Here is a 24,088-nt window from a genome sequence, read left to right on the forward strand (position 1 = left end):
GCTCCGTCCTCACGACGGGTCGACGGTGTGACCGGCCCTCAAGCGACAGTACGCTCGCGCTTCTGGGCCGGGCAGCCCCAGAACGCGGGTGGATGGCGGCGCCTGCCGCTCACCGAGTGACGGCGCGTGGCGCGTCGGGGCCAGCTGCCTCGACCTCCCGGCGATGCACCTTCTCGATGCCGTCGAGGATCAGCTCGAGCCCGAACTCGAACTCGTTGCCATAGGCGTACCCGGGCTGGAGGATCAGCGTCACCGCCATCTCGGCGAGGTTCGCGAACGCGTCCGACATCATCTCCTGCTGCGCCATGATGTCTTCGGTGACGGCGCCGATGTCGCCCGACGCGTCGAGGGGCAGGGTCGCCTCCTGCATGGCGAACCCCTGCACGTAGCTGTCGAGCAACGACATCGCGTGGCCGACGAGGGGCATCGAGAATCCGGCCGCTCGAAGCACGCCGATCGTCGCGTCGAGATGCCCGAGGGTCGCCGGGCCGGGCGATGTGCGTGCGTCGAGGCTGATGGCCCACGGATGCCGCGCCAGCACCGCGCGCGTGGACTCGGCGCGTTGCAGCATGGCCGTCCTCCATTCGACGCCGGGCCCGGGCACGTGCATCTCGGAGTACACGACGTCGAGCATCCCGTCGAGGATGTCCTCCTTGTCGGTCACGTGGTAGTACAGCGACATCGGCGTGATGCTCAGCTCCGCGGCGAGCTTGCGCATGCTGACGGACTCGATTCCGCCCGCATCGGCGAGTTCGACCGCGACCCGCACTGCTCGCTCGCGCGTCACCGGCTCCCTGGTCACTGTCGCTGTTTCGCTTGGCCCGCCTGGCATTGCGCCTCCGGTCTTCGGCCTGTCGGCCATCCGTGATCGTCCCGTAGACGAAACCATACACCGTATGGTACCTTCGACCCAACCGACCATACACCGTATGGTTGATCACTCCTCGAGACAGGTCGACCATGGACACCACGCGAAACCCGGCACGGCTCACCGCACGCCGGGTGGGGGTGCTCATGTTGAGCGCCTTCCTCCTCTACGGAATCGGGAGCATGCTCGCGACGAGCGCTGGCGCCACCGCCACCGCCGCCACCGCCGGCGACGCAAGCCTCCCGCTGATCGCCGGCGCGGTGATGATGCTGCTCAACTCCGCCGCCGTCATCGCCATCGGCGTGCTCATGCTGCCGATCCTTCGGCCGCGCACGCCGGTCATCGCGGTCGGCTACCTCACCACCCGCATCTTCGAGGGGGTGGTGCTCGCCATCGGCGTCATCAGCCTGCTCACGCTCTCAGCCACTGCCGTCGCGGGCAACTTCCTCGCCTACAACGTCGCGATGGCCGGTCTCGGCATCGGCAGTCTCTTCTTCTGCGTCGCGCTCTTCCGGTCGCGCCTCGTGCCCCGCTTCCTCGCAGTGTGGGGCTTCGTCGGCTACGCGTCGTTCGCGCTGGGCTGCATCCTCGAGCTTCTGGGGTTCGCCGGCGCCGGCCTCGTGTCGACCGTCCCGGGTGGGCTCTTCGAACTGTTCTTCGCCGTCTGGCTCATCGCGAAGGGCTTCGCCCCGGCGGCGATCACCGCACCGCCCGCACCGGTCGCGCTCCGCACGTTCGCGTCGCAATCATGACCGCCACGACGGCAACCCAGCCGGCTTGGACGGCCGAGCGGATGCCCCGCCTCGATGGCGCGACCATCATCGTCACCGGCGCGAACAGCGGCATCGGCCTCGAAGCCGTCCGCGCCTTCGCCCGACACGGAGCACACGTCGTGCTCGCGGTTCGTGACGAGCAGCGGGGCCGGGATGCCGCGGCCGACGTCGAGGGTTCCACCGAGGTGCGCCGCCTCGACCTCGCCGACCTCGCGTCGGTGCGCCGGTTCGCCGCCGAGTGGACCGGCGACATCGACGTCCTCGTCAACAACGCGGGCGTGCTGATGCCGCCGTTCGGCCTCACGACCGACGGCTTCGAGCTGCACTTCGGCATCAACCACCTCGGCCACTTCGCGCTGACCAACCTGCTCCTCCCGCACATCACGGGCCGCGTCGTGACCGTCGGCAGCGGTGAGCACCGAGCGGGCACGATCGACTTCGACGACCTGAACTTCACGACCCGGCGATACGGCTGGGGTTCGGCGGCCTACGGGCAGTCGAAGCTCGCGAACCTGCTCTTCACGCTCGAACTGCAACGGCGGCTGGATGCCTCGGGGTCGCACGTCTTGGCGACGGCCGCGCATCCCGGCATGGCCGCCACCAACCTCGGGTCGAGCTCGAAGAAGAACCTGATTCTGGCGGCGGTGGCAAAGGTCGCGGTGCGCCTGTTCGCGCAAGATGCCACGAGCGGAGCTGCCCCGACGCTCTACGCGGCGACCGAGCCGATGCCCGGCGCCGGCTACGCGGGCCCGGGAGGCCGCCGGGAGATGACCGGTTCGCCGGTGCTCGTCGGCCGCTCCGACGAGGCCGCGGATGTCGCGACCGCCACGCGACTCTGGGTGGCGTCCGAGGAGCTCACCGGCATCGGCTTTCCTCTCTAGATCTCGGCCGCTGATGCGCAGGTCGCGCCACCCGAGAGAGATCAGCCGCGCTCAACGGGTTGGGCCGTCTTCGCCATTGCTCGAGACGAGGTCGGCGATGGGTGCGAACGGGATCGGGCAATTGTCCTCGAGCGCACATGTGGCGAGATCGCTGCATCCGGCCCCGCGCACGTCGACGAGTATGCGCTCGATCTGCTCCAATGCGGCGATCTTCTCCCGCACCTGACGGAGCTTCGCCTCGGCGAGCTCGTGCAGATCCGCCCGGCGCCGGTGCGCGTGCGAGCCGGTGTCGATGAGTGCGGAAACCTCATCGAGCGTGAAGCCGAGCGCCTGCGCGGCCTTGATGACGCGGAGCAAGAGCACCGCGTCGTCGTCGTAGAGGCGGTGACCGCCGAGGCTGCGGTCGGGTTCGCGCATGAGTACCGGCACATGCGCGGGCGGGACGGCGACGGTCATGAGCACGTGCAAGGGTAAATCGGTACCTACGTACCGGCTGCAAGCTCCAGGATGCTTCGAGCCGCTCCGCGAACGGTGCGCGGCCTGGTCACGTGGTGAGTATCACGTACCCGAGGCGTGTCCGATGCGCATCGTTGCTCCGCGGCAGTGGCGTCATCGGCGATCAGACATGTCCGATGCCGAAGTTCCACGGCGCGAAAATCGAGTTGGAGGCGCCGTGCCACTCCCAGGTGTTCACTGCGACCGAGTAGGCATTCTCGTAGTCGTTGTAGGGCTGCTGTTCACCGATCGGCTCGCCAGTCTCGACGCGCACTTGGTCGTTTCCATTGCCGTACCAGGGTTCGCCGAGCTCGGCGGCGAGTGCCTGCGCGTCGCCGCCCGGACGGTATCCGTTCACGGTGCGCACGGCAACACCATCGCCAACGGTCGGCGCGGTGAACATCACGCTCACGTTCATGTCGAACGGGCCGTACCCCCCGAGTCCGTTCGGGGAGATGACTTCCTCGTGGTCATCGCTGGCATGTACTCCCTCCCACGTGTATTCCGTTCTCGCAGGCGTCTCCATGCTGGCGGTGTACTCACTCTGCTCGGGGGCGGCCCCCAGCACGGTCGAGAGCGCACCGATGAACGCCGACGCCTCGGCGTCGTACGACAGCGTGGCAACCTGGACGCCTTGGGCGTCGTGGAGCTCCAGCTGTTCGGGGCGCACCACGATCTCGGTGACGGTGGTGAGCGGGTCTGGCTGCGCAGTCGGCGTGGGGCTCGCGGTAGCGGAGTCGGCCGCGTCAGGTGTCGGGGTCGGCACGGGTGACGGGCCGAGCGTGCACCCGGCCAGCGCGAGCACGGCAGCGACCGTCGCCAGGACAGGCAGGCGGCGGTTTGCGAGGTTCATGGGTCTCCGATTCGTACGCAGGGATGGCGCTGCGATCACTCTAGGGCCCGCGTCGGCTTGCGCGATTCCGTTCCACGAGTCGAGCGAGCTCGCGGCGCCAGGTCTGCCGGCCCACAATTGGGAGATGGTCGAAATCTCCGATGAGGACTTCGAGCGGATGGTCTCGGAGGCGTTCGACGCGCTTCCCGACGACATGGTGCGTGGAGTCGAGAACGTCGCGATCGTCGTCGAGAACCAGCCGGTGGGGGAGCGGCCGCGGCTCTTCGGTCAGTACCGGGGGCATCCGCTGACCACGCGAGGGGTCTACGGCTTCGGTGAGCTTCCCGACCGCATCACGCTGTACAAGAACAACCTGCAGGAGCACAGCGCCGACCTCGAGGCGCTGCGTTCGCGGGTGCACATCACGCTCGTGCACGAGATCGGTCACTATTTCGGGCTCGACGACGCTCGGCTCCACGAGCTCGGCTGGGCGTAGGGCGCGCTCCCAGTCGCCCCGACGGTCGCGGGGGTGTCGGTCGCGGAGGTCAGGCCGATGCGCGAGTGTGCACCCGCGCGCCTTGTGCATTGAACAGGCAGAGCACCTCGAGCGCGTCGGGGCCGGGATTGCCGAATCCGTGTGGCACGCGAGTATCGAACTCGGCAGCCTCGCCCGCCTCGATGATGAGATCGTCGTCGGCAAGCAGCAGTCGCATGCGACCCGAGATCACGTAGATCCAATCCCACCCAGGGTGCACCCACTGACGAATGGGCTTGTCCGGTGATGGCGGATGCACCTGCTTGAACGCTTCCCAAGAGCCAGTCCCTCCGGACAACGGCACCGTCACGACACCATCCCGCAGCCGCGGACGCGGGTGGATGCGCGGGTCGCCCAGGGCGGGGACGCCGACCAGGTCGTCCAAGGGGAGGCGATACAGCCGAGCGAGGGGCAGGAGCAGGTCGAGCTGCGCTCGTCTGGAGCCCGATTCGAGGCGGGACAACGTGCTGATCGAGATCCCGCTGGCCTCGCTCACCGCTCGGAGGGTCATTCCCCGGGACTCGCGGATCGCACGCAGACGATCCCCGATACCGGCCAAGTCGTCGTGCTGCGCCATGTTCACCCTCGTTGCCATTCCAGCAAACAGTATTGTCACCGCCTGTGTCCCGGCACCAGCATGAATCACATGGGCCGCGGGCAGCAACCAATCGATGTCGTGATCGTCGGCGGCGGGCCGGCAGGCCTCAGCGCCGCTCTCTCGCTCGCTCGATCGCGCCGACGGGTGATCGTCGTCGACGCGGGCAGACCCAGGAACATGACCGCTTCCCACATGCACGGGGTGCTCGGCCACGATGGACTCTCGCCACTCCGGCTCCTCGAGCTCGGACGCAAGGAGGTTGCGGGGTATGGCGGGCGGCTCATTCACGGCGAGGTGACATCGGCGCGCACCGACGGCGCCGCCATTGAGGTCGACACCGCAATCGGGACCATCCGCACCCGGCGCCTCCTCGTTGCGACCGGCCTCGATGACGACTTGCCGAACATCCCGGGGTTGCGTCAGCAGTGGGGACGAGGAGTCGTCGTCTGCCCCTACTGCGACGGGTGGGAGCACCGAGACGACGTCATCGGCGTCGTCGCGACCTCACCCCACAGCATCGAACAGGCTCAGCTGCTCCGGCAGTGGTCGGACCGCATCATCTACTTCGCGAACGCGCTCGGCGTGCCCGCGACCGATGAGATGGACGCGCTCGTGCGCCGCGGCATCGCGTTCGAACCCAGCTTGGTCACGGGGCTCCGCATCGATGATGACCGTGTGACCGGCGTGGAGGTCGATGGGCGCGTGGTCCCCGTGGGGGTGATCTTCACTGGGCCCACTCCCCGCCCTCGCGACGCCCTCTTGCGTTCGCTCGGGGCGGCGACGACGAACGGGCCCTTCGGATCATGGGTCGATATCGACGCAGATGGGCGCACTTCCGTTCCCGGTGTGTGGGCGGTCGGGAACGTCGTGAATGTGCGTGCCAACGTCTCCGTCTCCTTGGGTCTCGGCTCACTCGTGGCCGGCGCCTTGAATGCCGAGCTCGTCAGCGACGACATCGCGCAGACGCGTGCAACCCCATCGCTCTCAGTTTGAGGACCGCGCCCACGGCCTACCTGGCCGCCGGCCGGGTCCATCTCCACTCCCAGACCGCGCCGACCTCAGGGTCCGCCTGGTCGGCGACGTGTTCGAAGCCCAGCGAGACGAGCACGCCTGTCGACGCGTTCGGACCGGGCAGCGTGTGCGCGACGACGTGGTCGACCTCGCCGCTGGCCACAGCACGCTCGACCAGGGCCTGGGCAGCAGCCGCGCCGAACCCCTGACCCCGAAACGCAGGGGCGACCTCGTAGCCGATCTCGACGGTACGGTCGACCGGCGGGGCCGCGAATCCACCTGAGCCGAGCAGGCGCCCCGACGCGGCGTCGACGAAGAACTGCATCGACCACACGCGATCTGCCTCCTGCGAGTTCTGGACGTGCTCAAGGGTGAAGCCGATTGCCTCTGGGAACTCGGGCCAACCGTCGGGGACGGGTGAGCCGATCAACTCACCGAACCGGGCGCGGTCCTCGTTCAGGGCGTTCAGCAACGGCACCGTTGCCGGCACAAGCCGGACGTGCGTACGCAACGACATGCGGAATCTCCAATTCGGTTCGGAAAGCCGCGACCGGCGCTCCGTGCCCTTCGTTCATCGTCGACAGCGAAATCAGGCCTCGGACTCGAAGAACGGCGCCTGATGTTCGGGCGGCCAGTCGGTCGCCCGCCGCGTGCGCGCGTCGACGTGGGCCACGATCATGAGGCACGTCGCGACGGTGCGGCCCGCGGCATCCGTCATCGTGCACTCGATCATCGCGTCGGGCCCGCGGAACTCGCGCACGAACGAGGTGATCGTGACGTCTTGGTCGGCGCCCACCGACTTGACGAAGTCGATCTCCATGCGGCGCACCCATGTCATGAAGCCCAGCGTGCCGATCGTGGGAAGGTCCCACCCGGCGTACTTCGCGAGCCCTTCCATGCGGTGGTCGGTGAAGTACCTGGCGTAGTTGCCGGTGCTCACGTGCTGGAACGGGTCGAGCTCGGAGAACGCGATGCGGTGCGTGGTCTCGTAGACGACGGGCGTGCTCGTCATGGTGGCTCCTCATCAGGTCGGGCTCGGGTCGGAGGTCACGCTACGCCGACCCGCCGCAGGCGTCGAGGTCGCGCACGCACGAACGTTGAGGCGATTCTGGCCCTCTGTGCCCCCACTCGCGACACGACGCCTGCGCGCGGCGGATGAGTCGAGTCGTGTCAGGCCACCCGGTTTTCGCCCAGATCGAATCCCGCTCGGCCTCCGAGTCGTGGAACCTGCACTGGGTCGACGTGGGGAGGCGGAACGAACCAGACCTCGTTCGGGTTCGGGAGGATCTTCCACCCCTCGCGGTGGATCATGTGATGGCAGAACCCGCAGAGCATGACCCCGTTCGAGAGATCGGTCGGGCCCGCATCTCGTTCCCACCAGGCGATGTGGTGGGCCTCGACGTAGGCGATGTTCTGACCGCACGACGCGCAGCCGCCGTCGCGCTCGCCGAGCGCGAGGCGTTGCGCTCTGGTGAACAGCCGGGCGGCCCTTCCGAGGTCGAGCGGGAGGCTGTCACCGCCGAGGACGGCCGGGACGAGTTCGGCGTCGGCTGCCATGCGGCGGGCGGTGGCAGCGGAGATGGGCTGATCGAGGCCGTCGATGCGCGCGTGCCCGAGGCCACTGACGAGCGTGTCGAGGTCGACGCGAATGACCACCGTGGCTTTCGCGAGCGGTGTGTGGGTCTGGGCGCAGCCCAGGGTATGCCGAGCGAGCGCGGCAAGCGCGTCGGCCTGCATCTGCGGAATCGACCGTCGGTCATCTGCGACCGGGGTGAGGTCTGCGCCGGCGGGCTCGCGTCGGCGCAGCACGTCGGTCACGAGCGCCTCGATCGCCGCCTTCACCGGGGCGGCGCTCTCGGGGTCGAGGCGGGCATGCAGGTGCACCATGCCATGGCCGGCTTCGCGAATCGTCAGCGAACGCTCCATGCGGAGCTCGTCTTCGCGAGGCTCGACTCCGTCGGGATCGAGCCGTGCCTCCGCCTCGCGAACTCCGCGAAGGAGTGTCTCGAGCGGCACCTGCGCTGCCAGTTCGACGAGCGCTGCTTCGACGACGTCGACCTTGCTCGTCTCGGCCCGCGCCGACGCCCGGGCGAGCATCGAAGTGATCGCGGATGCCGCTTCGATGCCGATGCTCGCCGCCTCCAGTGCAGCTGCGACGTGCGGATGCCGCGAGGGCAGGCGCTCACCGCTGAAGGTCTGGCGCTCCGCGGTGACCGTGCCGACGGTGATCAGCCTCACTGCGTCGGCACGAGATGCTCCAGTGGATGCGGCGATCAGTCGCGCCGCGTTGTGGAATCCCTGCGCCTTCGCCAATCCGATATCGCCGAACTCGGGCCCGGATCGCTTCGTCACCTCGGCAGCCACCCGGGCGAGCACGACGTCGATGTCACGCCGGACCTGGGCGAGCGCATCGGTGACCCGCATGAGCCCGGGGTCGCTCATCCGCTCCACTTCGACCTGTGCGGCCCCGCTGACACCGCCCCACGCCGGCATCGAGCCAGCCCAAGCCACCTGCAGCGCGGCGATATCGCGCTCGAGTGCACCGAGCGCACCCAGCGGTGACTGTGGCGGCGGCGGTGCGAGCTGTTCCATGCTTCGATCCTGCACCCACCCACCGACATCCGAGTGGGCCGGAAATCGCCGTTGATCAGCATATTTCCTGTGGAGAACTCAGCCCGACGGCCCCCTGTGGAGGAGGAGTGCCGGCTCCGATCGCCAGGTCGTGAGTCCGAGGTCTCACGAGACGTGGTGCTCAGGCAGCCTCGTAGCATCTGAGCATGCTCTGCGGAGCGGTGACCGAGGTGAGCCGCGAGCTCGCCCTGCGTGCCGCTGATCTGGCGGCTCACGGCGACCAGTCGCGCTGGACCGTTCGACATCCCGCCCATCCCCTGTAGCTCAGTGCTCGAGCGAGTGCTCCGCCGTCGGTGTCGAGACGCGACTGCGCATTTGCGCAACTGCGCATTCACCTGATCGGAGCCACCCGAAAGCGCAAGCCCTTGAACGCCCGGGCGGGGTTGCCTGAAGATCGAACGCGAACGAAAGGGACCTGACTGAGATGAAGATCACCGACAACGGGCCCGAGCCGAACGCGTTCGACATCGAGACCGCAACGAAGGAGAACGATAACTACCGCACCGTCGCGTGGAGCGGCAAGTACCTGCAGGTGACGCTGATGTCGATCCCGGTAGGGGAGTCGATCGGCCTCGAGGCGCACCCCGAGACCGACCAGTTCGTGCGCCTCGACGCAGGCCGCGGGCGAGCGAAGATGGGCCCGGCGAAAGACGAGCTGACCTTCCAGCAGGATGTCTCCGACGGCTGGAGCATTCAGGTGCCGGCCGGTACCTGGCACGACGTCGAGAACACCGGCGACGAACCCCTGCGCCTTTATGTCGTGTACGCGCCGGTTCACCACGCAGCAGGCCAGGTGCAGATGACGGCGGATGAGGCCGAGCGCGACGAGGAGTCGGGCGCCGATGAACCGCCCGAGTGGAGCTTCGAACCCGAGGGTGGCCATCCCGACGAGCACGCCTGAGCCTGACCTGTCGGCCGGGGCGCTCGTCGACGGAGCCGGAGTCTGACGCCGGCGGCACTGCTGACGGGGCGTTACCGCGATGGGTTACGGTCGACCCGTGGAGACGCAGCGGGTCTGGCTTGACCGGGGGGAGTGGAACTGTTGCGGAGAGCCCTTCGAGGTGGGCGATCAGGTGACATTCCGAACGGCCCCTCGGAACGAGGAGCTCACGACGCTGCTCGGCCCGGAGCTCTCACGCAGCGTCGATCGGCACGAGTCTCACCATGACGATGATCGCGGAGAGCCCGTGTCGGGAACGGTCGTTGCCCTCTGGGCAGTGGTGCTCGATTACATCGACCGCCGGATGCCCCGCGGGCCCGACACTCCCTCCCGCCCCGTCGCGTCTCCCGAGAGTCAGTCCGGAGCTGGCTGGATCGCGATGGGAGGTGCCGGCCGGCCATACGTGACCGTCCGAGAGCTGGTTCCCGGCTCCGCCCGGTTGTCGACCGTTCCACGGGTGCCTTGGCCGCCTCGGGAATCTGAGCCGACGTTCGATGGGCAGCCGACTCCCGATGGGCTCGCGGGCTACCTCGTCGACATCGGAGTGCGGTAGTTCGTCGGGTTGCTCGGCCGACGACCGCGGGATGGGCCGGATAGGCTTCTCGCGGAAGCTGACGGTCGCGAAGACCGGCAGGATCTGCGCGGCCTGCTCTCCGATCCGATCACCCGCGCCCGCGCCGCCGGAACACCCCGGCGAACAGGGCATGCAGCAGGGGGATCACCGACACCGCGATCAGCGCGGCGCCCCACACGGGCTCGTCGACGCGGAGCAGGATTCCGCCGATGAACAGGCCGACGAACAGCACCGCCGAGGTGATGCGCCGGGCCGAGCGCTCGAGCCTCGCCAGCCGCTGCTCGAGCCGCGGCGAGTTCGCGACGAGGCGGCCTTCCTCGATGCGGTCGGCGAGCGCGTCGAGGCGCTGCGGCAGCCGCGCCACGGTGCCCGCGAACGAGAGCGCCTCCCGCCCGAGCGCCTGCACGATGTTGCCACGCTCGTCGCGCAGCAACTGCGCGGCGTAGGGTTCGACGGCGTCCCACATGTTGAACTCGGGGTCGAGCGAGCTGCACAGGCCCGACGTCAGCGACATCGACCGGATGACGAGCAGGAAGTTCTCGGGCAGTTGGAACGGCAGCGCCCGCATCACCTCGCCGAACTCCATCGCGAAGCTGCGCAGCTCGCGCTCGTCGATCCGCTGCAGTTCGGCGAGCCCCATGCCCCCGAAGCGCGCGAACAGCTCGGCCATCGCTCGCTCGAGCTCTTCCGTGTCGGCCGACGGCAGCAGAATGCCGACACCACGGATGCTGTCGACCAGGCGCTTGCCGTCACGCGCTGCGACCGCGAGGATGACCTGCTGCAGTCCGCGGCGCAGCGAGTCGGGCACTTCGCCCATCATGCCGAAGTCGATGAAGGTGAGCCGCCACCCCGGCGCCGCGGCATCCGTCACACCCGAAGAAGCCGGCGACGAGGCATCCGTCACCCGTTCGACTGGCGTGATGAAGATGTTGCCGGGGTGCGGGTCGGCGTGGAAGTAGCCGTCGCGGAAGAGCTGGTCGAACATGACGGCCGCGAACTGCTTCGCGACCGCCTTCGGGTCGATGCCCGCCGCCACCAACGCCTCGCGGTCGTTGATCTTGATCGCCGTCACGTCGGCGAGCGTCAGCACGCGGCGCGTCGTGCGCTCCCAGACGACTTCGGGCGCGGCCACCCGGGGGTCGCCGGCGAAGCTCGCCGCGAACCGCTCGGCGTTGCCGGCTTCCTGCAGGTAGTCGATCTCTTGGAGGCTCGTGACGGCGAACTCCTCGACGAGCGAGGGGAGGTCGACGCGGCTCGCGACGAATGTCACGCGGTTGAGCCATCCGGCGACGCGGCGCAGCGCCGACAGGTCGACGTCGACGATCGTCTCGATGCCGGGTCGCTGCACCTTGACGACGGCCTCGTCGTATCCCATGTCGGCGGCGTCGAGCGGCGAGAGCCGCGCGCGGTGCGCTTGACCGAGGGATGCCGCGGCGAGCGGTGTCGGGTCGAACGACGCGTACGCGCGCTCGAGCGGAACACCCAGCTCGGCCTCGGCGAGGCGTCGGATCGCGTCGAACGGCACGGGCGGCACTTCGTCTTGGAGCCCGGCGAGCTCGTGCGTGATCTCGGGCGGCAGCACGTCGAGTCGCGACGAGAGGTATTGGCCGACCTTGATCATGAGGCCGCCGAGGTCGACCGCGAGCACGCGGAAGCGCTGGGCGATGCGGGTCAGCCGCGCCGCTCGCCCGCGCGCCGCGACCTTCGCGAGGCCGAAGCGCGGCAGCACGAGCTCGAACCACCAGGTCTGCATGATGTGTCGCGCTGCGAACCGCAAGATGCGCCGGTAGCGGGCGCGCGTGTTGCCGACATCGGGGGTCGCGGCTTCCGGACCCCGACGTGCCGCGGGCACCGAGGTCAGTCCTGCGCGAGGATCGAGTAGAGACGACGACGTGCCTCGTCGAGCACCTCGACCGCCTGCTTGACCTGCTCGGGAGTGCCCGTGCGCTGCACCTGCGCCGCCGCCTGCGCGAGCTCGATGCCGGCCTTCGGGAGCGCCCCGACCGTGCCGGACTCGCGCGCGCTCGAGGTCTGCCACGGTGCAGTACGGTCACCGGATGCCTCGGCCTCGGCCCGCCCCGCCTCGGTCAGCGAGTAGGTCTTGCGACCGTTCGACTCCTCGGCGCTGATGAGCCCCTCGTCGGCGAGCAGCTGCAGTGTCGGATACACCGAGCCCGCGCTCGGCTTCCAGGTGCCGCCGCTGCGCTCGGCGATCTCGCTGATGATCTGGTAGCCATGCATCGGCTTCTCGGCGAGGAGCGCGAGCACCGCCGCCCGCACGTCGCCACGGCCCATGCGGGGTGCGACCTTCTGCTCGAACATGCCGCGAAGCTGCTCCATGGCCTCCCACAGTCCCTGTGGAGGGCGGCCGTGCCCCCACCCGCCCGAGGGGCCGGTGAAGCCGTCGCCAGTGTACGAACCGCTCATGATGTCCTCCCTGAACCGGGCCCTCGCCCGGCGCTCGACGATATATCAACGATATATCGTTCGGATGCTTCGGGGTAGACCTCGATTCGCGTCGACCTGAGCGTGTCAGCCGCGAATCGTCCTACGGGTAAGGTGACGCCGTGCTCCCCATTCTTCTGGCCGTCGCGTTCGGCCTCGGCGTCGGAACCCTGCAGGCCTACGCTTACCTTCCGCGACCGCAACGCCTGCCGTCGATCGCGATAGCCGTGGTGCTCCTGATTGGTGCAGCGTATGCGGCGTGGGGCCCGGGCGGATCGATGATTCCCGCGCTGGCCATAGTCATTTCCACCGTTGCCGCTCAAACCCTGGTCGGCGGCCTTCGTCTGGCCGACGACCCTCGCGCGAAGGGTCTGGGTTACTGGGAGCGGGTGTGGCTAGGGTTCACGCGTGCAGGCTCGTTACGCAGGTCACGCAGTGCGCCGTCGAATGCTCGTCGACATGCGTAGCGCGAGACGGCGAGCGACGGCGCGTGGGCGATCGAGTAGCGCTCCACAACAGGGTGATTCGGTGACGCGGCCGACAGAACCGAAGTCCGTGCCCGTCGACATTGGCGCTCACGCCCGCCGCGGCGCAAGTCGTCGCGCGTGGCTGGTAGTCGCGGCGATTGCGATCGCGGGCATCGTCGTAGTTGCGTGGGCGGTCGGGGCAATGGTCGACGACCCAGACTCTCGCTCCGTCGCAGTTCCGCTCGTGGGCGTCTGCGGATTCCTCCTGGTGCTCACTCCCGTGATCTTTACAGGATTCGCGTTGCAGGGAGTCATGCTGCTACGTCGAGCTGACCGGCGGTGGCCGGGATCGTCTGTGGTTCCGTTTGTCATTACGATGCAGCTGCCGGGGCAGGTTGACGACGTTTCTGCGGCCCTGGGCCGTCGGCTGTATCTTCCAGCGAAGGGCTACGGCCTCTTGGTTGCGAACACTGCAGGCATTCGTGTGCTGTCTGGTTGGGGGATTCTGACGGATCTAAATATTCCGCGAACCTCATTGAGCGACGTCGAACTGGGCGTGATCGAGTTTCCGTTCGGCAAGACTGTCTCGATCGACGTTCATTTGAACACCCCCGGCGACGTCCGAGTTTCCTTCATGCCGACGCGAACGTCAGGGCGATTCTGGGGGGCCGAGCGGCCCGCGATTGTGGAGCAGTACGTCGAGGAGTTGCGAAGGGCGCTCGAACTCGGCCCTGTCAGCGCCCAAGCCTGTTCAGTGCCCGGCAGGGATCTCCCGGAACCTGCATAGAGTGACGATTCTTGCGTTTTTTCAGCATGCCCTTCGACCCGACAGTCGGTCAGTGCTCGAGGGAGTGCTCCGGTGACACGATGCTCGTGAATTGGCGGAAGATGCCTGTCGCCGTCGAAACCGACGGATCGGTGGCGGGCGAGGGCGTGGTGTAGACGACCATCGTCCACCCTTCGTCCGGGAGGGTCCCGCCCGCGCCGTAGTAGCCCGGGATGCCCGGGTTCAGGAACGCCCAGCCGTCGAGCATCAGGGCCCCCATCACCCAGTATTGCTCTGGCTTGTTGCTGCCGATGCCGACCGTGGTGGGTGCCAGCTGGATCTCGTGGTACTCGTCCGAGAGCAGCTCGCCGGAACCGAGCGCATCCAGGAACACATGAACGTCGTCCTGATTGCTGCCGATCCCACCGGCGTAGTGCGCCCATGTCGGGGTCGGGCGTGATCATGCGAGTCACCGCGCTGCACTCGCGCGTCGGGCTCCCGCGGGTGGGCGGCTACGGGCCGGCGATGGCGGCGATGGAGGCACTCACCCGCGATCTCTCGGCTGAGCTCGCGCCCCGCGGCATCCGTGTCGTCGGCATTCGGCCGCAGGCGATGCCCGAGTCGAGCACGATTCGCGAGGCCTTCGAACCGCGCGCCGCGGCAACCGGGTTGACGTGGGAGCAGTGGCAAGAGCTGCTCACGAGCAGGACGCACCCGCGGCGCCTCATGTCGCTGCGCGAGATGGCTGGCGTGGCCGCGTTCCTCGCGTCTGACAGCGCGAGCGGGCTGACGGGTACCATTGTCAACCTCACGATGGGGAGCCTGGACGACTAGTCGTCGGACCGGAAGAAGAGACCGGGCTTCAGCCGACTCGCGCGAGGAACTCGAGCACGCGCTGCGTGAGGAGCGTGGTCGCGGGTGCGTCGTAGCTCGGCAGGCTGGAGTCGGCGAAGTAGTGCTGCTCGCCGGGGTAGAGGAACAGCTCAGCGTCGTCGGCTGACGCTACGAGCTCGCGGGCGGCCTCGACGTCACCTTCCTCCATGAAGATCGGATCGGCATCCATCCCGTGGATCTGCGTAGGGACCCCGGCCGGCCACGCGCCGAACTCCGAGACGGGGACGCACGAGTAGAACAACAGCGCGCCCTTTGCGCCGGGGCGAGTCTGGGCGAGCATCTGCGCCGGCACGACCCCGAGCGAGAAGCCTCCGTAGACGAGGTCGTTCGGCAGCGACTCGGCCGCGCGCTCGCCCCGCGCCATGATCTCGCCCCAACCGACCTCGCTGGCGTATCCGACCCCCTCCTCGATCGAGTCGAACGTCCGCCCCTCGAACAGGTCAGGCGTGTGCACCGTGTGGCCCGCTTGACGCAACTCGTTCGCGAAGGCGTGCAGGCCCTCGGTCGGACCCAGTGCGTGGTGGAAGAGCAGTACCTCGGCCATCGTGTTCCCCTTCCGCCAGACGATCCCCGATTCCGATCGATCGAAACGTACTCGGTCGACGCGGACATGTCGACCGATCGATGCGGCACGGGCACCATGGTGAACGCGCGAGCCTACACGGCGAACGTTCGCAGGTATCCGATGGCCCCGTTGAGCGACGTTTCGAGCGAAGCGACGTCCTTGCGGGTCTGGCACAGCAGGAGACCGCCTTGGAGTGCCGCCAGCAGTGTGGTCGCAAGCAGGGCAGTGTCGGCGTCGGCGCGCACCAGCCCGAGGTCTTGCATCCGCTGGACTCCGCGGAGAAAGGCGCGCTCCCACCGCTCGAAGCTCTTGACCAGGAGCTGGCGAGTCAACTCATCTTCGTCGGCCAGCTCGCTGGCGAGTGAACCAAGCGGGCACCCGCCGACGCATCCGGCCTTTCTCTGAATCTCAACCACGAAGTCGCGCCACGCCTCCCAGCTCTCCCACCCCCGCACGTGAGCGAGATGGGGTTCTTGCCCGCTGAAGACGAGTTCGGCCTGCCGCTCGATGACCGCCCGAACCAGCTCGCCCTTGTCATCGAAGTAGTGGTACACCTGCGATCTTCCGACCCCTGCAGCCGCGCAGACACCTTCTATCGTCGTTCCGGCGACACCGTCGTTGAGCATCAAGCTGGCGGCTGCGTCGACGATCTTCCCTCGAGTTCGTTCACCCTTCATGGTCAGCGAACGGGCTATATCAGTTTGCGTCACGCATCCTCCAGATTTTGGACTCGATATTACATTTCGTCCTCGGTAGGAATGAGTGGGGGCCGCGCTGTGCTGGCGGCTCCAGAAGCGGACGAGATACACAGGAGGTTCCGGATGAAGGCGATTGTGGTGACCGATCAGGCTGCGGGAACGGCCGGGATGACGCTGATGGAGCGGCCCGAGCCGAAGCCGGCGATCAACGACGTCGTGGTTCGGGTTCATGCGTCGGGATTCGTCCCGACGGAGCTGACATGGCCCTCGACCTGGACTGATCGTCTCGACCGTGACCGAACACCGACGATTCCCGGGCACGAGTTGGCCGGAGTGGTCACCGCCCTCGGCTATGGCACGACGGGGCTGTCGGTGGGGCAGCGGGTGTTCGGCCTCACGGATTGGACTCGAGACGGCACCCTGGCGGAGTACGCGGCCGTCGAGGCACGCAACCTCGCGCCGCTGCCGGGCGACGTCGACTTCACTGTGGGCGCGAGTCTGCCGATCTCGGGCCTGACCGCGTGGCAGGGACTGTTCGAGCACGGCCGCCTTCGGGCGGGGCAGAGCGTCCTCGTGCACGGCGCGGCCGGTGCAGTCGGGGCGCTGGTGACGCAGCTCGCACGAGAGGCCGGCGCCTATGTCATCGGCACTGGTCGCGGGGCCGACCATCAGACGGCGCTCGATTTCGCCGCGCAGGAGTTCGTCGACCTGGAGAACGACGTCCTCGAAGAGGTCGGCGAAGTCGATCTGGTCTTCGATGTCATCGGTGGCGATATCCAGAAGCGGTCCGCAGCGCTGATCCGAGCAGGCGGAACACTCGTGACCATCGTCGGGCCGCCCGAGGCGCGCCCTGCCGACGGCCTGGCGATCGATTTCGTGGTCGAGTCCGACCGTGCCCAACTGGGTGAGATCGTGCAGCGGGTGCGCGACGGACGGCTGCGCACGAACATCGCCACCATCGCGACCCTCGATGACGCCGTCGCCGCCTTCAATCCGACCGAGCGACGCACGGGCAAGACGATCATCGGCATTCGTGCGTAACGAAAGGAACTCATCATGACCAGCCCCGCTCAGCCCGCTCGCTACCAGTTCGAGTACCCCGACGAGGCCGGCTACCCCGACGGAACCGGCACCCTCACCGAGGATCAGGAGACCCTCATCGATCACGTCCTCGACACTGAGGAGAAGCCCGACTTCGACTTCAATCTGGTCAACGACGAGGAGAACGGGGTCTACGAGGCCCTCGTCGGCGACACCGAGATCGGAGGCATCACGTACAGCCTCACCGGCGACCGGATCGTGCTGCTGGCCGCATCGGTGCATCCCGAGTTCCGCCACCAAGGTGTCGCGACGGAGATGATCCGCCGGGTGCTCGACGACGTACGCGCGCAAGGGAAGACGACGACGATCATCTGCCCGATCGTGCGCACCTTCATCGACAGCCACCCGCAATACGAGCACCTCGTCGACCTCAAGCATCCTGGCGTGAAGAACGCAAGTCACCGATGACGTTCCGCAGGTAGTTCTCCATCGGGCATCACGGGTGCCTCGGCTCCAACCGCGCTATCCGGATGTCACAACCGCGCGATGCCCGGTGTCTCCATGTCGACGGATCATCCGGGAACCGAACCCCGGGCCGTCGACGATCGCAGGAGGACATATGACCACCCAGACCCGCATCCCGCCGACCGAGCTCACCGGCCTCTTCGGAACGGTCGTGAAGGTCGCCGCCCGTCGGATGCTCGGCAGGGTGCCGGACTCGATGGGCGTGCTCGCGCACCACCCCGCTCTGATGCGGGCCTCGATGGGCATCGGCCGCAAGATCGAAGCGCTCGACGAGCTCGACGAGAACCTCGCGAGCTACGCGGTGATGGCGACGGCGGCATACATCGGCTGCACCTGGTGCCTCGACTTCAACTACTACAAGACGCACAACGAGGGCCTCGACGAGGAGAAGGCGCGGCAGGTGCCGAACTGGCGCGAGGCATCCGTGTTCACGCCCCTCGAACGTCAGGTCATGGAGTATGCGGAAGCAATGAGCCAGACCCCGCCCGCCGTCTCCGACGAACTGTCGGCCGCGCTGCTCGACGAACTCGGCCCGGCCGCGCTCATCGAGCTCACCGCCAAGGTCGCGTTCATGAACATGAGCTCGCGCATGAACCTGGCGCTCGGCATCCATTCCGAGGGCTACGCCGACGCATGCGAGCTGCCGCCGCTTGCCACCCGGTCGGATGCCGCGGCCGTTGTCGTAGGCGGAGCGTCATGACCGACGATCCGTTCGTCACCCCACCGCAGCCTGCTCTTCACGGTCGCGTACGAGATGCTCGGACGAATCCGGCAAGTCGGGCGGTACGTGAACGAAGCACGACTTCTCCTTCTGGCAGTGTCGATCGACACTTCAAGCTATCTACGCACCCTGCGATTCGGGCCCGAAACGGCGCCGCGTACCCACTCGTGGGGGTGTGCGACCTGAACGCGGGTTGAGCCGTCGCACGTGGCGATGAGTGCGGCTGCCCGATACCGAGCTTCGACTCATCCGCTGATCCGCAGGTCGTGCCATGTGAACCCGCCGGGCTCGGGCAGGCTCTCGCGGATCTGCTCAGCCGTGAACCTGCGGCGCGGGCGTAGGTCGTCTGGCACGGATGCCGCGGGCGGCGCGGCATCCGTCACGCCCTCGGCGAGCATGCGCACCTGCGCTTTCGCGACGAGTGGCACCCTCATGGTCCACTCGGCAACCTGCGCGAGCGCGTACTGCGCCCACACCGGCCATGGCACCACGACCACGCGACGGCCGACGACGGATGCCACGCGCCGCACAGCCTTCGACAGCAGCAGTTGCTCGGCGCCGACGACCGCGACGGTTTCACGCGACATGCGCCCGTCGATCGCGGCTTCGAGGATGTCGGTGAGGTCGTCGATCGGGATGGGCCGGATGGGCTTCTCGCGGAAGCCGACGGTCGCGAACACCGGCAGGGTCTGCACAGTGTGGCTGAGGTGGTCGATGAGGTGGTCGCCGCGGCCGTAGATCATGCCGGCCTTGAGGATCGTGTAGTCGAGGCCCGAGCCGCGGATCAGCTCTTCGGCCGCCCACTTCGACTCGTGGTACGGCGACCCGCAGTCGGGCCGCGCCCGCAGGAAGCTCAGCATGATGACCTTGCGCACCCCGGCGCGCTTCGCCGCTTCGATCACATTCGCGGTGCCCTCGATGTGCACGCGCTGATAGGTCTGGTCGCCGATCTCGCGGTTGATGCCCGCGCAGTGCGCCACGACCTCGCACCCCTCGAACGCTCGGGCGAGCGCGTCGACGTCACTGGTGTCGACACCCGTGCGTCGTGAGATGACGACGGATGCCTCGGGCCCGAGCCGCTCGGCCAGGTGGCGTCCGACGAATCCGCTGCCGCCAGTGATCGCGGTGCGGGGGTGGGTCACGAGGCGAGTCTAGGGCGCGCACCCCGATCTGGGGGTGGCCCCGGGCGACGGTAACCGAGAGGCTGGCGTTGATGACCCCTCCAGGAGACGAAGTGCCCATGACTGCCTACCGTCCGATCGTCATCGCGAAGCCTGCCGAACTGGGAGCGCTGGAGATGATCGGCCCTAGTCTCGGTGGCGCCTTTACCCCGGTGCTGGTGGTGCCCCCGAGAGCTTGGAACTGGGACGATGACACCTACGCGAAGACTCTAGAAGGGCACTACTCGGGGATACCCGGTGCGATGGAAAAGAGCGCAGCGGCGGTCCGGTTCCTGTGGATATTTCGCTCATGGATTCCGATGACGCGATCTTCGGACAGCATCCACTTCGTTGGCTTGTTGAACAGGCGCGAATGCGAGAGCTCGACGCCACCCCGGTTGTCGCTCCCGAGAGCTCGATGGAGCATGTGGGCGCCGTCAATGACCTTGACGCAGCGTATGCATCCGGCGCCGGAGTTCGTTTACAGCCTCGCAGTTGGCCGTCGGTCGACCGAGCGGCGCTCGACGGTCTTCTGGAGGTGCTTGTGATGGCCGAGCCCGATATAGATCTATTCCTCGAGCTGGGGGAATCGAGCGGCCCTATTGCGGAGCGTGCCGCCATCGCGGAAGTGAACGCCGTGGCCGCTGCACACGACTTCCGTTCGATCAGCGTCGGAGTTAGCGCCTTTCCGGATCTAGCAGGGGTAGCACGCGGCGTCTCGGAATTCTCGCGCAGCGATCTCGAAGTCTTTCTGACTGTCCGCGATGAGGTAAACGTGGAGATCGGCTTCGCGGATACGGCGATCCAGCGGGCAGATCAAGTCGATCTTGGAGTGGACCCGAAGTTGTTGACCATCAGTGCGGTTCTCCGCTACACGACGGCAGACCACTGGCTGATTGCGAAGGGTGGGCTCTTCAAGGCCTCCGGTGGGCGCAGCGAGGGCGGGGCGGCGCTGGTTCCTGCTCTGGATCTTCTCGTCGGGCATTCGGAATATCGGACGCCTTTTGGTACTGAGGCCGACGATTGGATCGACCAAGTGCGTGCGAGCTCCGCATCGCCTGGCAACCCGCAGACGTGGCGAAAATGGGGCACCCTTCGCCATCTACGTGTTACGGCGTCACAGCTCGCCACTTAGTGCGAGACTTCAGGGATTCCCGAACCAGCGTTCGGAGTTCGTCAGTGCCAAGGTGATCGACAAGGGCGGTGTGTAGAGCCGGGAGAGGCTTGCCGCGCATCCCGTGGGCTGCCCCTAGAGTCTCAAGTGCGGCGAGCGTCTCGTCCTTCCAGAGGAGCCTGACCAGCCATTCCGGCTCAATGCGGCGGTTTCGGTGGCCCTGCCTTGCTCTCCTCAAGCGGACCCCACCGGAGCGGTTTGTCGAAGCGATGACAAGGCCCCACCACGACGGAACTGCTCCAAGCGCATGGCTCACGTGATTCTCGGCGACTACCAGCGTCGCGTAGTCGACGACCTTCGAGTACACCTCCACCTGCTTCGGGAGGCGACGAAGGGTGTCACTCGCACTCTTGATCTCGTAACCCGCGAAGCTCCCGTTCAGCACCGCCGTGTCGATTCGGACTTCGCCTGCCACTCCGAGTTCGTCGACGAACCTCGTCGACCCCAGCTCTCTCGCATGGAGACTACGCAGTCGCGCATGTAGCGCAGCACGCACATCTGAATCCAACATCCTTTGGATTGTCCCACGAGCGGGTACTTGTGTGAGCGACATCGTTGCCCCGTCTTAGAAGGGCGAAGGCCCGATGTTCGCCTCCGGGCGAACCGCGGTGACCGCTCGCTTCGTGTACCTCTCTTGAGTGACTGTGCCGGCAGTGACAGTGCCGGTATCGTTCGAAGCCTGAGCATCGGAGCCCTAGCATGACCACGACCGCCCCTGCCGGTTGGTATCCGGACGCGACCCCGAACACACTCCGCTGGTGGGATGGCCACCAATGGACGGAGCATCTGAGCCCTATCCCTGCTGCCGAGTCGGCGGGCGCCCCTTCTGCTGGCCGGCCGCCGAAGCCCATCGGGCGTCTCTCGAAGGGCGATGCCCGGGCCCGGGCGGAGGAACTCCAGGCGCTGGTCGACAAGCACGGGCTTCAGGCCTTCGGTGACGTCGATGCGTACCGAGCGAGCGTCGAATCGGACCTCGCGCAGCAACGCGCTGCGTTCGAAGCCGAGCAGCTGGCTTCCCGCACCGAGTGGAATCGGGCCGTGACGGATGCCGCGAAGCACATCGAATCGTTGCAAGCGACAAGTCGTTCGCTGCAGATCGAGATCGACGAGCAGAAGCACGAGGTCGTGAACCTCCGTGAGGCCGCGAGCTTGCAGGAGCTCGGCATCTTCAACTACGAGCATCCTGCCGAGTCATCGGCAGCGCTCGCCGGGCAGCTGGAGGTATTGCGGGCGCAGATCAAGGACGCAGCCCGCACCGGGAGAGCGACCACTGCGTCGCAAGGATTCACGTTCAACAACTCCGCGTCCAAGGGGCGGAAGTTCGTCAGTGACATGAGCAAGATCCTGCTTCGCGCATACAACGCGGAGGCAGAGAACTGCGTGAAGACGATGCGCGCCGGCAACCTGTCGGCCGCGCAGCAGCGCCTCGGCAAGGTCGCCGACCAGATCGCGCGCCAAGGCACGATGATCGATCTGAAGATCACGCCGTACTACCAGCAGCTCCGTATGCAGGAACTCGCGCTCGCCGCGAAGCACCTCCAGACCCTGCAGGCAGAGAAAGAACTCGAACGAGAGCGCCGGGCCGAACTTCGTGAGCAACGGAAAGCTGAGCAAGAACTCGCGCGCGAACACGAACGCCTCGACAAGGAGAAGGCGCACTACCTCGCGGCGCTCGCGGCGCTCGAGGCGAACGGTGATGTCGAAGGCGCCGAACGGATGCGTACGAAGCTCGCCGACGTCGACCGAGCACTTGAAGACGTCGACTATCGGGCCGCGAACATCCGGGCCGGCTACGTGTACGTCATCTCGAACATCGGTGCGTTCGGCGAGAACATGGTCAAGATCGGCATGACCCGTCGCCTCGAACCAATGGATAGAGTCCACGAACTCGGTGACGCATCCGTGCCATTCCGCTTCGACGTGCATGCCCTCTTCTTCGCAGACGATGCTGTCGGAATCGAGAGCATGCTCCACTCGACCTTCGCCGCCGAGCGAGTCAATAAGGTCAATTTGCGACGCGAGTACTTCCGCACGACGCCAGCGAACGTGCTCGACGCGCTGAAAGCCCACCACGTCGAGCTCATCGAATACACCATGGAACCTGCCGCAGAAGAATTCCGAATCAGTCTTGAGTCGGCCAGTGCCAGTTGAGCATGTGCCAGCCGATGCTGCGGATGGGCGAAACGCTTCTATGTGACGAGGCGATTGGGGCCTGCCGCGTAACTACGCTGAGCGCATGATTCATATACGACGGTTAGTGATCGACTTGACGCCACAGTTCGCGTGGTCGGAGCAGCAGTGACGGATGCCCTGGCGCTCGTCCTCCTCTCGGGCCTCAGCGGCGCGGTGCTGACCGTTATCGGAGGGTTCATTGGGGCGGCGATCCAGGGCCGTCGCGAACACCGAAAATGGGTGCAGGAACGGCGGTATGAAGCGTTCGTGGCCTTGGAGAAACACTTGCATCGCTGGCGCGTGATTGAGGCCGGCACGCACAGGCTCGCGCAGGAACGCGGTGTGATGTCAGAGGATTCAAGTCCGGACGAAGAGGCAGTGCTTCGCTATCGGAACCTCATCCGAGAGGCGGATTCGCACAGCGGAGCTCGCTACGATGCGATGGCAGGCGTCGTGATCCTTGGTCCACCCAGCGTAGAGCGAGCCGCGCAGGCCGTACTGCGCACGAGAGCTGGTGATGACGACAGCGCGACTATCGTGCGGGTAGACGATGCGCTCATTGCTGAGATGCGTGTGGCTCTAGGGATAAGGAACTGAGGCAGTTCGTCTTTCAGAGATCGCGCCCGTGGACGAAGCCTGGCATCCGGGCTCAGTCATGTCACGGGGCCATAGCCATAGCCGATGAGCTCGCTCATCTCGTGCCTAGCCTCAGTGAGTAGCTCGCGCTTGCTGCCTGCGCCAGCCTCTTGCGCTGCTGCTTCGAGAAAGGCAACCAGCGATAGGACGCCTTCTGCGACAATGCTGCGCGTGCTGGGGTCGATCGAGATAGTGCGCTTCGCGAGGCGCTCTCCATCGAGCGAGAATGTGAAGCGAGCACCACGCCCACTAAGTGACGTAACGAACGTGTCCAAGTCAGCAGGCACCTGCAGCGACAGCTGCTCCTGCTCGTCATAGGTGAGTGGGACTTCCAACCAGAGATCGAAGGGCTCAACCTGACCAAGAATCATCCAGTGGAGCGACCCGTCAGCAATAAGAAGGGTCGCTCGACCGTTGTAGGTATCGAGAACTTCGGCGCTAGCGATTGCCACGAGCACGGCCCCCTCTCCAATTTGCGAAAGCAGCCTCGAAACGGGCCACCTCAACGTCGTTCCATGGTACCGCCCGCGACGCGGAGAAGACCGAGACGTGTTTCGGTGATGCAAGGCTTGGCGAATGCACAACGATAAAGCCCGCATCAAGTAGGTCGCCCGCGAGCACGTGGCGGACTGCATCCGACGCTAGGACGTTTCGCCGCCGGACGCTCCTCGTGACTTCGTCCAACG

At 66.8% G+C, this 24,088-nt stretch carries 29 protein-coding genes and 1 pseudogene; 15 read left to right on the forward strand and 15 right to left on the reverse strand.

The window, feature by feature from the left end:
- Positions 1-109: 109 nt before the first annotated feature.
- Positions 110-802, reverse strand: coding sequence for a TetR/AcrR family transcriptional regulator (locus QFZ26_RS12745; RefSeq protein WP_307042660.1), 693 nt, complete (start codon positions 800-802; stop codon positions 110-112).
- A gap of 158 nt (positions 803-960) precedes the next feature.
- Between QFZ26_RS12745 and QFZ26_RS12750 the strand changes: the two genes are divergently transcribed.
- On the forward strand, positions 961-1,620 hold the full coding sequence (locus QFZ26_RS12750; protein ID WP_307042662.1) for a DUF4386 domain-containing protein: 660 nt from the start codon (positions 961-963) through the stop codon (positions 1,618-1,620).
- Positions 1,617-2,522 carry an oxidoreductase gene (locus QFZ26_RS12755; protein WP_307042664.1) on the forward strand — a complete coding sequence of 302 codons (906 nt, stop codon included), beginning with the start codon at positions 1,617-1,619 and terminating at the stop codon, positions 2,520-2,522. Before QFZ26_RS12750 ends, QFZ26_RS12755 begins: the two co-directional genes overlap by 4 nt.
- Before the next feature lie 51 nt (positions 2,523-2,573).
- On the opposite strand, the gene QFZ26_RS12760 is transcribed toward QFZ26_RS12755, so the two are convergent.
- On the reverse strand, positions 2,574-2,978 hold the full coding sequence (locus QFZ26_RS12760) for a MerR family DNA-binding protein (RefSeq protein WP_307042667.1): 405 nt from the start codon (positions 2,976-2,978) through the stop codon (positions 2,574-2,576).
- Between the two features lie 163 nt (positions 2,979-3,141).
- Entirely contained in the window at positions 3,142-3,687 is a 546-nt protein-coding gene (locus tag QFZ26_RS12765; protein ID WP_307042669.1) for a hypothetical protein, read from the reverse strand.
- 307 nt (positions 3,688-3,994) lie between these two features.
- Between QFZ26_RS12765 and QFZ26_RS12770 the strand changes: the two genes are divergently transcribed.
- Positions 3,995-4,345: a metallopeptidase family protein gene (locus QFZ26_RS12770; RefSeq protein ID WP_307042670.1), complete on the forward strand. Its 351-nt coding sequence runs from the start codon at positions 3,995-3,997 to the stop codon at positions 4,343-4,345.
- Between the two features lie 49 nt (positions 4,346-4,394).
- Here QFZ26_RS12770 and QFZ26_RS12775 read toward each other — a convergent pair whose 3' ends face one another.
- Positions 4,395-4,961 (reverse strand): helix-turn-helix domain-containing protein, encoded by a 567-nt coding sequence (locus tag QFZ26_RS12775; RefSeq protein WP_307042672.1) that lies wholly within the window; start codon positions 4,959-4,961, stop codon positions 4,395-4,397.
- A 69-nt stretch (positions 4,962-5,030) separates the two neighbouring features.
- Between QFZ26_RS12775 and QFZ26_RS12780 the strand changes: the two genes are divergently transcribed.
- Complete coding sequence (locus tag QFZ26_RS12780) at positions 5,031-5,975, forward strand: NAD(P)/FAD-dependent oxidoreductase (RefSeq protein ID WP_307042673.1); 945 nt, start codon at positions 5,031-5,033, stop codon at positions 5,973-5,975.
- Between the two features lie 16 nt (positions 5,976-5,991).
- On the opposite strand, the gene QFZ26_RS12785 is transcribed toward QFZ26_RS12780, so the two are convergent.
- From QFZ26_RS12785 to QFZ26_RS12795, 3 genes are all read right to left on the reverse strand, one after another.
- Positions 5,992-6,510: a GNAT family N-acetyltransferase gene (locus QFZ26_RS12785; RefSeq protein ID WP_307042675.1), complete on the reverse strand. Its 519-nt coding sequence runs from the start codon at positions 6,508-6,510 to the stop codon at positions 5,992-5,994.
- 72 nt (positions 6,511-6,582) lie between these two features.
- Complete coding sequence (locus tag QFZ26_RS12790; protein WP_307042677.1) at positions 6,583-7,005, reverse strand: acyl-CoA thioesterase; 423 nt, start codon at positions 7,003-7,005, stop codon at positions 6,583-6,585.
- Positions 7,006-7,163: 158 nt separating this feature from the next.
- Positions 7,164-8,585 (reverse strand): HNH endonuclease signature motif containing protein, encoded by a 1,422-nt coding sequence (locus tag QFZ26_RS12795; RefSeq protein WP_307042679.1) that lies wholly within the window; start codon positions 8,583-8,585, stop codon positions 7,164-7,166.
- 463 nt (positions 8,586-9,048) lie between these two features.
- On the opposite strand from QFZ26_RS12795, the gene QFZ26_RS12800 reads away from it, so the two are divergent.
- Positions 9,049-9,525: a cupin domain-containing protein gene (locus QFZ26_RS12800; protein WP_307042681.1), complete on the forward strand. Its 477-nt coding sequence runs from the start codon at positions 9,049-9,051 to the stop codon at positions 9,523-9,525.
- A gap of 79 nt (positions 9,526-9,604) precedes the next feature.
- The gene (locus QFZ26_RS18900; RefSeq protein WP_373460720.1) at positions 9,605-10,117 is read left to right on the forward strand and encodes a DUF6578 domain-containing protein; all 513 of its coding nucleotides are present in this window, start codon (positions 9,605-9,607) and stop codon (positions 10,115-10,117) included.
- Positions 10,118-10,226: 109 nt separating this feature from the next.
- Here QFZ26_RS18900 and QFZ26_RS12805 read toward each other — a convergent pair whose 3' ends face one another.
- Together QFZ26_RS12805 and QFZ26_RS12810 are read right to left on the reverse strand one after the other, a co-directional pair.
- Positions 10,227-11,999: an ABC1 kinase family protein gene (locus tag QFZ26_RS12805; protein ID WP_373460763.1), complete on the reverse strand. Its 1,773-nt coding sequence runs from the start codon at positions 11,997-11,999 to the stop codon at positions 10,227-10,229.
- On the reverse strand, positions 11,996-12,565 hold the full coding sequence (locus tag QFZ26_RS12810) for a PadR family transcriptional regulator (protein ID WP_307042686.1): 570 nt from the start codon (positions 12,563-12,565) through the stop codon (positions 11,996-11,998). Before QFZ26_RS12810 ends, QFZ26_RS12805 begins: the two co-directional genes overlap by 4 nt.
- A gap of 140 nt (positions 12,566-12,705) precedes the next feature.
- Here QFZ26_RS12810 and QFZ26_RS12815 point away from each other — a divergent pair, with 140 nt between their 5' ends.
- Both QFZ26_RS12815 and QFZ26_RS12820 read left to right on the forward strand, forming a co-directional pair.
- Entirely contained in the window at positions 12,706-13,050 is a 345-nt protein-coding gene (locus QFZ26_RS12815) for a hypothetical protein (RefSeq protein WP_307042688.1), read from the forward strand.
- An 88-nt stretch (positions 13,051-13,138) separates the two neighbouring features.
- The gene (locus tag QFZ26_RS12820) at positions 13,139-13,837 is read left to right on the forward strand and encodes a hypothetical protein (protein WP_307042689.1); all 699 of its coding nucleotides are present in this window, start codon (positions 13,139-13,141) and stop codon (positions 13,835-13,837) included.
- 49 nt (positions 13,838-13,886) lie between these two features.
- Here the strand turns inward: QFZ26_RS12820 and QFZ26_RS12825 are convergent, their stop codons facing one another.
- Positions 13,887-14,210: a hypothetical protein gene (locus QFZ26_RS12825; RefSeq protein WP_307045163.1), complete on the reverse strand. Its 324-nt coding sequence runs from the start codon at positions 14,208-14,210 to the stop codon at positions 13,887-13,889.
- On the opposite strand from QFZ26_RS12825, the gene QFZ26_RS12830 reads away from it, so the two are divergent.
- Complete coding sequence (locus QFZ26_RS12830) at positions 14,144-14,650, forward strand: SDR family oxidoreductase (protein ID WP_307042691.1); 507 nt, start codon at positions 14,144-14,146, stop codon at positions 14,648-14,650. The two genes, QFZ26_RS12825 and QFZ26_RS12830, sit on opposite strands and share 67 nt — an antisense overlap.
- A gap of 28 nt (positions 14,651-14,678) precedes the next feature.
- Here the strand turns inward: QFZ26_RS12830 and QFZ26_RS12835 are convergent, their stop codons facing one another.
- Both QFZ26_RS12835 and QFZ26_RS12840 read right to left on the reverse strand, forming a co-directional pair.
- Entirely contained in the window at positions 14,679-15,254 is a 576-nt protein-coding gene (locus tag QFZ26_RS12835) for a dienelactone hydrolase family protein (RefSeq protein ID WP_307042693.1), read from the reverse strand.
- A 113-nt stretch (positions 15,255-15,367) separates the two neighbouring features.
- Positions 15,368-15,985 (reverse strand): TetR/AcrR family transcriptional regulator, encoded by a 618-nt coding sequence (locus QFZ26_RS12840; RefSeq protein WP_307042695.1) that lies wholly within the window; start codon positions 15,983-15,985, stop codon positions 15,368-15,370.
- Between QFZ26_RS12840 and QFZ26_RS12845 the strand changes: the two genes are divergently transcribed.
- The 3 genes from QFZ26_RS12845 (at position 15,977) to QFZ26_RS12855 (ending at position 18,239) form a co-directional block, all read left to right on the forward strand.
- Positions 15,977-17,014: an NADP-dependent oxidoreductase gene (locus tag QFZ26_RS12845; RefSeq protein ID WP_307042696.1), complete on the forward strand. Its 1,038-nt coding sequence runs from the start codon at positions 15,977-15,979 to the stop codon at positions 17,012-17,014. The genes QFZ26_RS12840 and QFZ26_RS12845 overlap by 9 nt on opposite strands.
- Positions 17,015-17,029: 15 nt before the next feature.
- Positions 17,030-17,482 (forward strand): GNAT family N-acetyltransferase, encoded by a 453-nt coding sequence (locus tag QFZ26_RS12850; protein WP_307042698.1) that lies wholly within the window; start codon positions 17,030-17,032, stop codon positions 17,480-17,482.
- Positions 17,483-17,633: 151 nt separating this feature from the next.
- Positions 17,634-18,239, forward strand: coding sequence for a carboxymuconolactone decarboxylase family protein (locus QFZ26_RS12855; protein WP_307042700.1), 606 nt, complete (start codon positions 17,634-17,636; stop codon positions 18,237-18,239).
- 266 nt (positions 18,240-18,505) lie between these two features.
- Here the strand turns inward: QFZ26_RS12855 and QFZ26_RS12860 are convergent, their stop codons facing one another.
- Complete coding sequence (locus QFZ26_RS12860) at positions 18,506-19,402, reverse strand: SDR family oxidoreductase (protein WP_307042701.1); 897 nt, start codon at positions 19,400-19,402, stop codon at positions 18,506-18,508.
- Positions 19,403-19,700: 298 nt separating this feature from the next.
- Between QFZ26_RS12860 and QFZ26_RS12865 the strand changes: the two are divergent.
- Positions 19,701-20,555: pseudogene (locus QFZ26_RS12865) on the forward strand (beta family protein); the annotation flags it as partial.
- On the opposite strand, the gene QFZ26_RS12870 reads toward QFZ26_RS12865, so the two are convergent.
- Complete coding sequence (locus tag QFZ26_RS12870) at positions 20,530-21,105, reverse strand: sce7726 family protein (RefSeq protein WP_307042705.1); 576 nt, start codon at positions 21,103-21,105, stop codon at positions 20,530-20,532. The pseudogene QFZ26_RS12865 and the gene QFZ26_RS12870 overlap by 26 nt on opposite strands.
- 188 nt (positions 21,106-21,293) lie before the next feature.
- Here QFZ26_RS12870 and QFZ26_RS12875 point away from each other — a divergent pair, with 188 nt between their 5' ends.
- Entirely contained in the window at positions 21,294-22,745 is a 1,452-nt protein-coding gene (locus QFZ26_RS12875) for a DUF4041 domain-containing protein (protein WP_307042707.1), read from the forward strand.
- 147 nt (positions 22,746-22,892) lie between these two features.
- Positions 22,893-23,363 (forward strand): hypothetical protein, encoded by a 471-nt coding sequence (locus QFZ26_RS12880; RefSeq protein WP_307042709.1) that lies wholly within the window; start codon positions 22,893-22,895, stop codon positions 23,361-23,363.
- A 56-nt stretch (positions 23,364-23,419) separates the two neighbouring features.
- Here QFZ26_RS12880 and QFZ26_RS12885 read toward each other — a convergent pair whose 3' ends face one another.
- On the reverse strand, positions 23,420-23,860 hold the full coding sequence (locus QFZ26_RS12885) for a hypothetical protein (protein WP_307042711.1): 441 nt from the start codon (positions 23,858-23,860) through the stop codon (positions 23,420-23,422).
- Positions 23,861-24,088 lie beyond the last annotated feature (228 nt).

This window comes from Agromyces ramosus (assembly GCF_030817175.1).
Lineage (GTDB): Bacteria > Actinomycetota > Actinomycetes > Actinomycetales > Microbacteriaceae > Agromyces > Agromyces ramosus_A.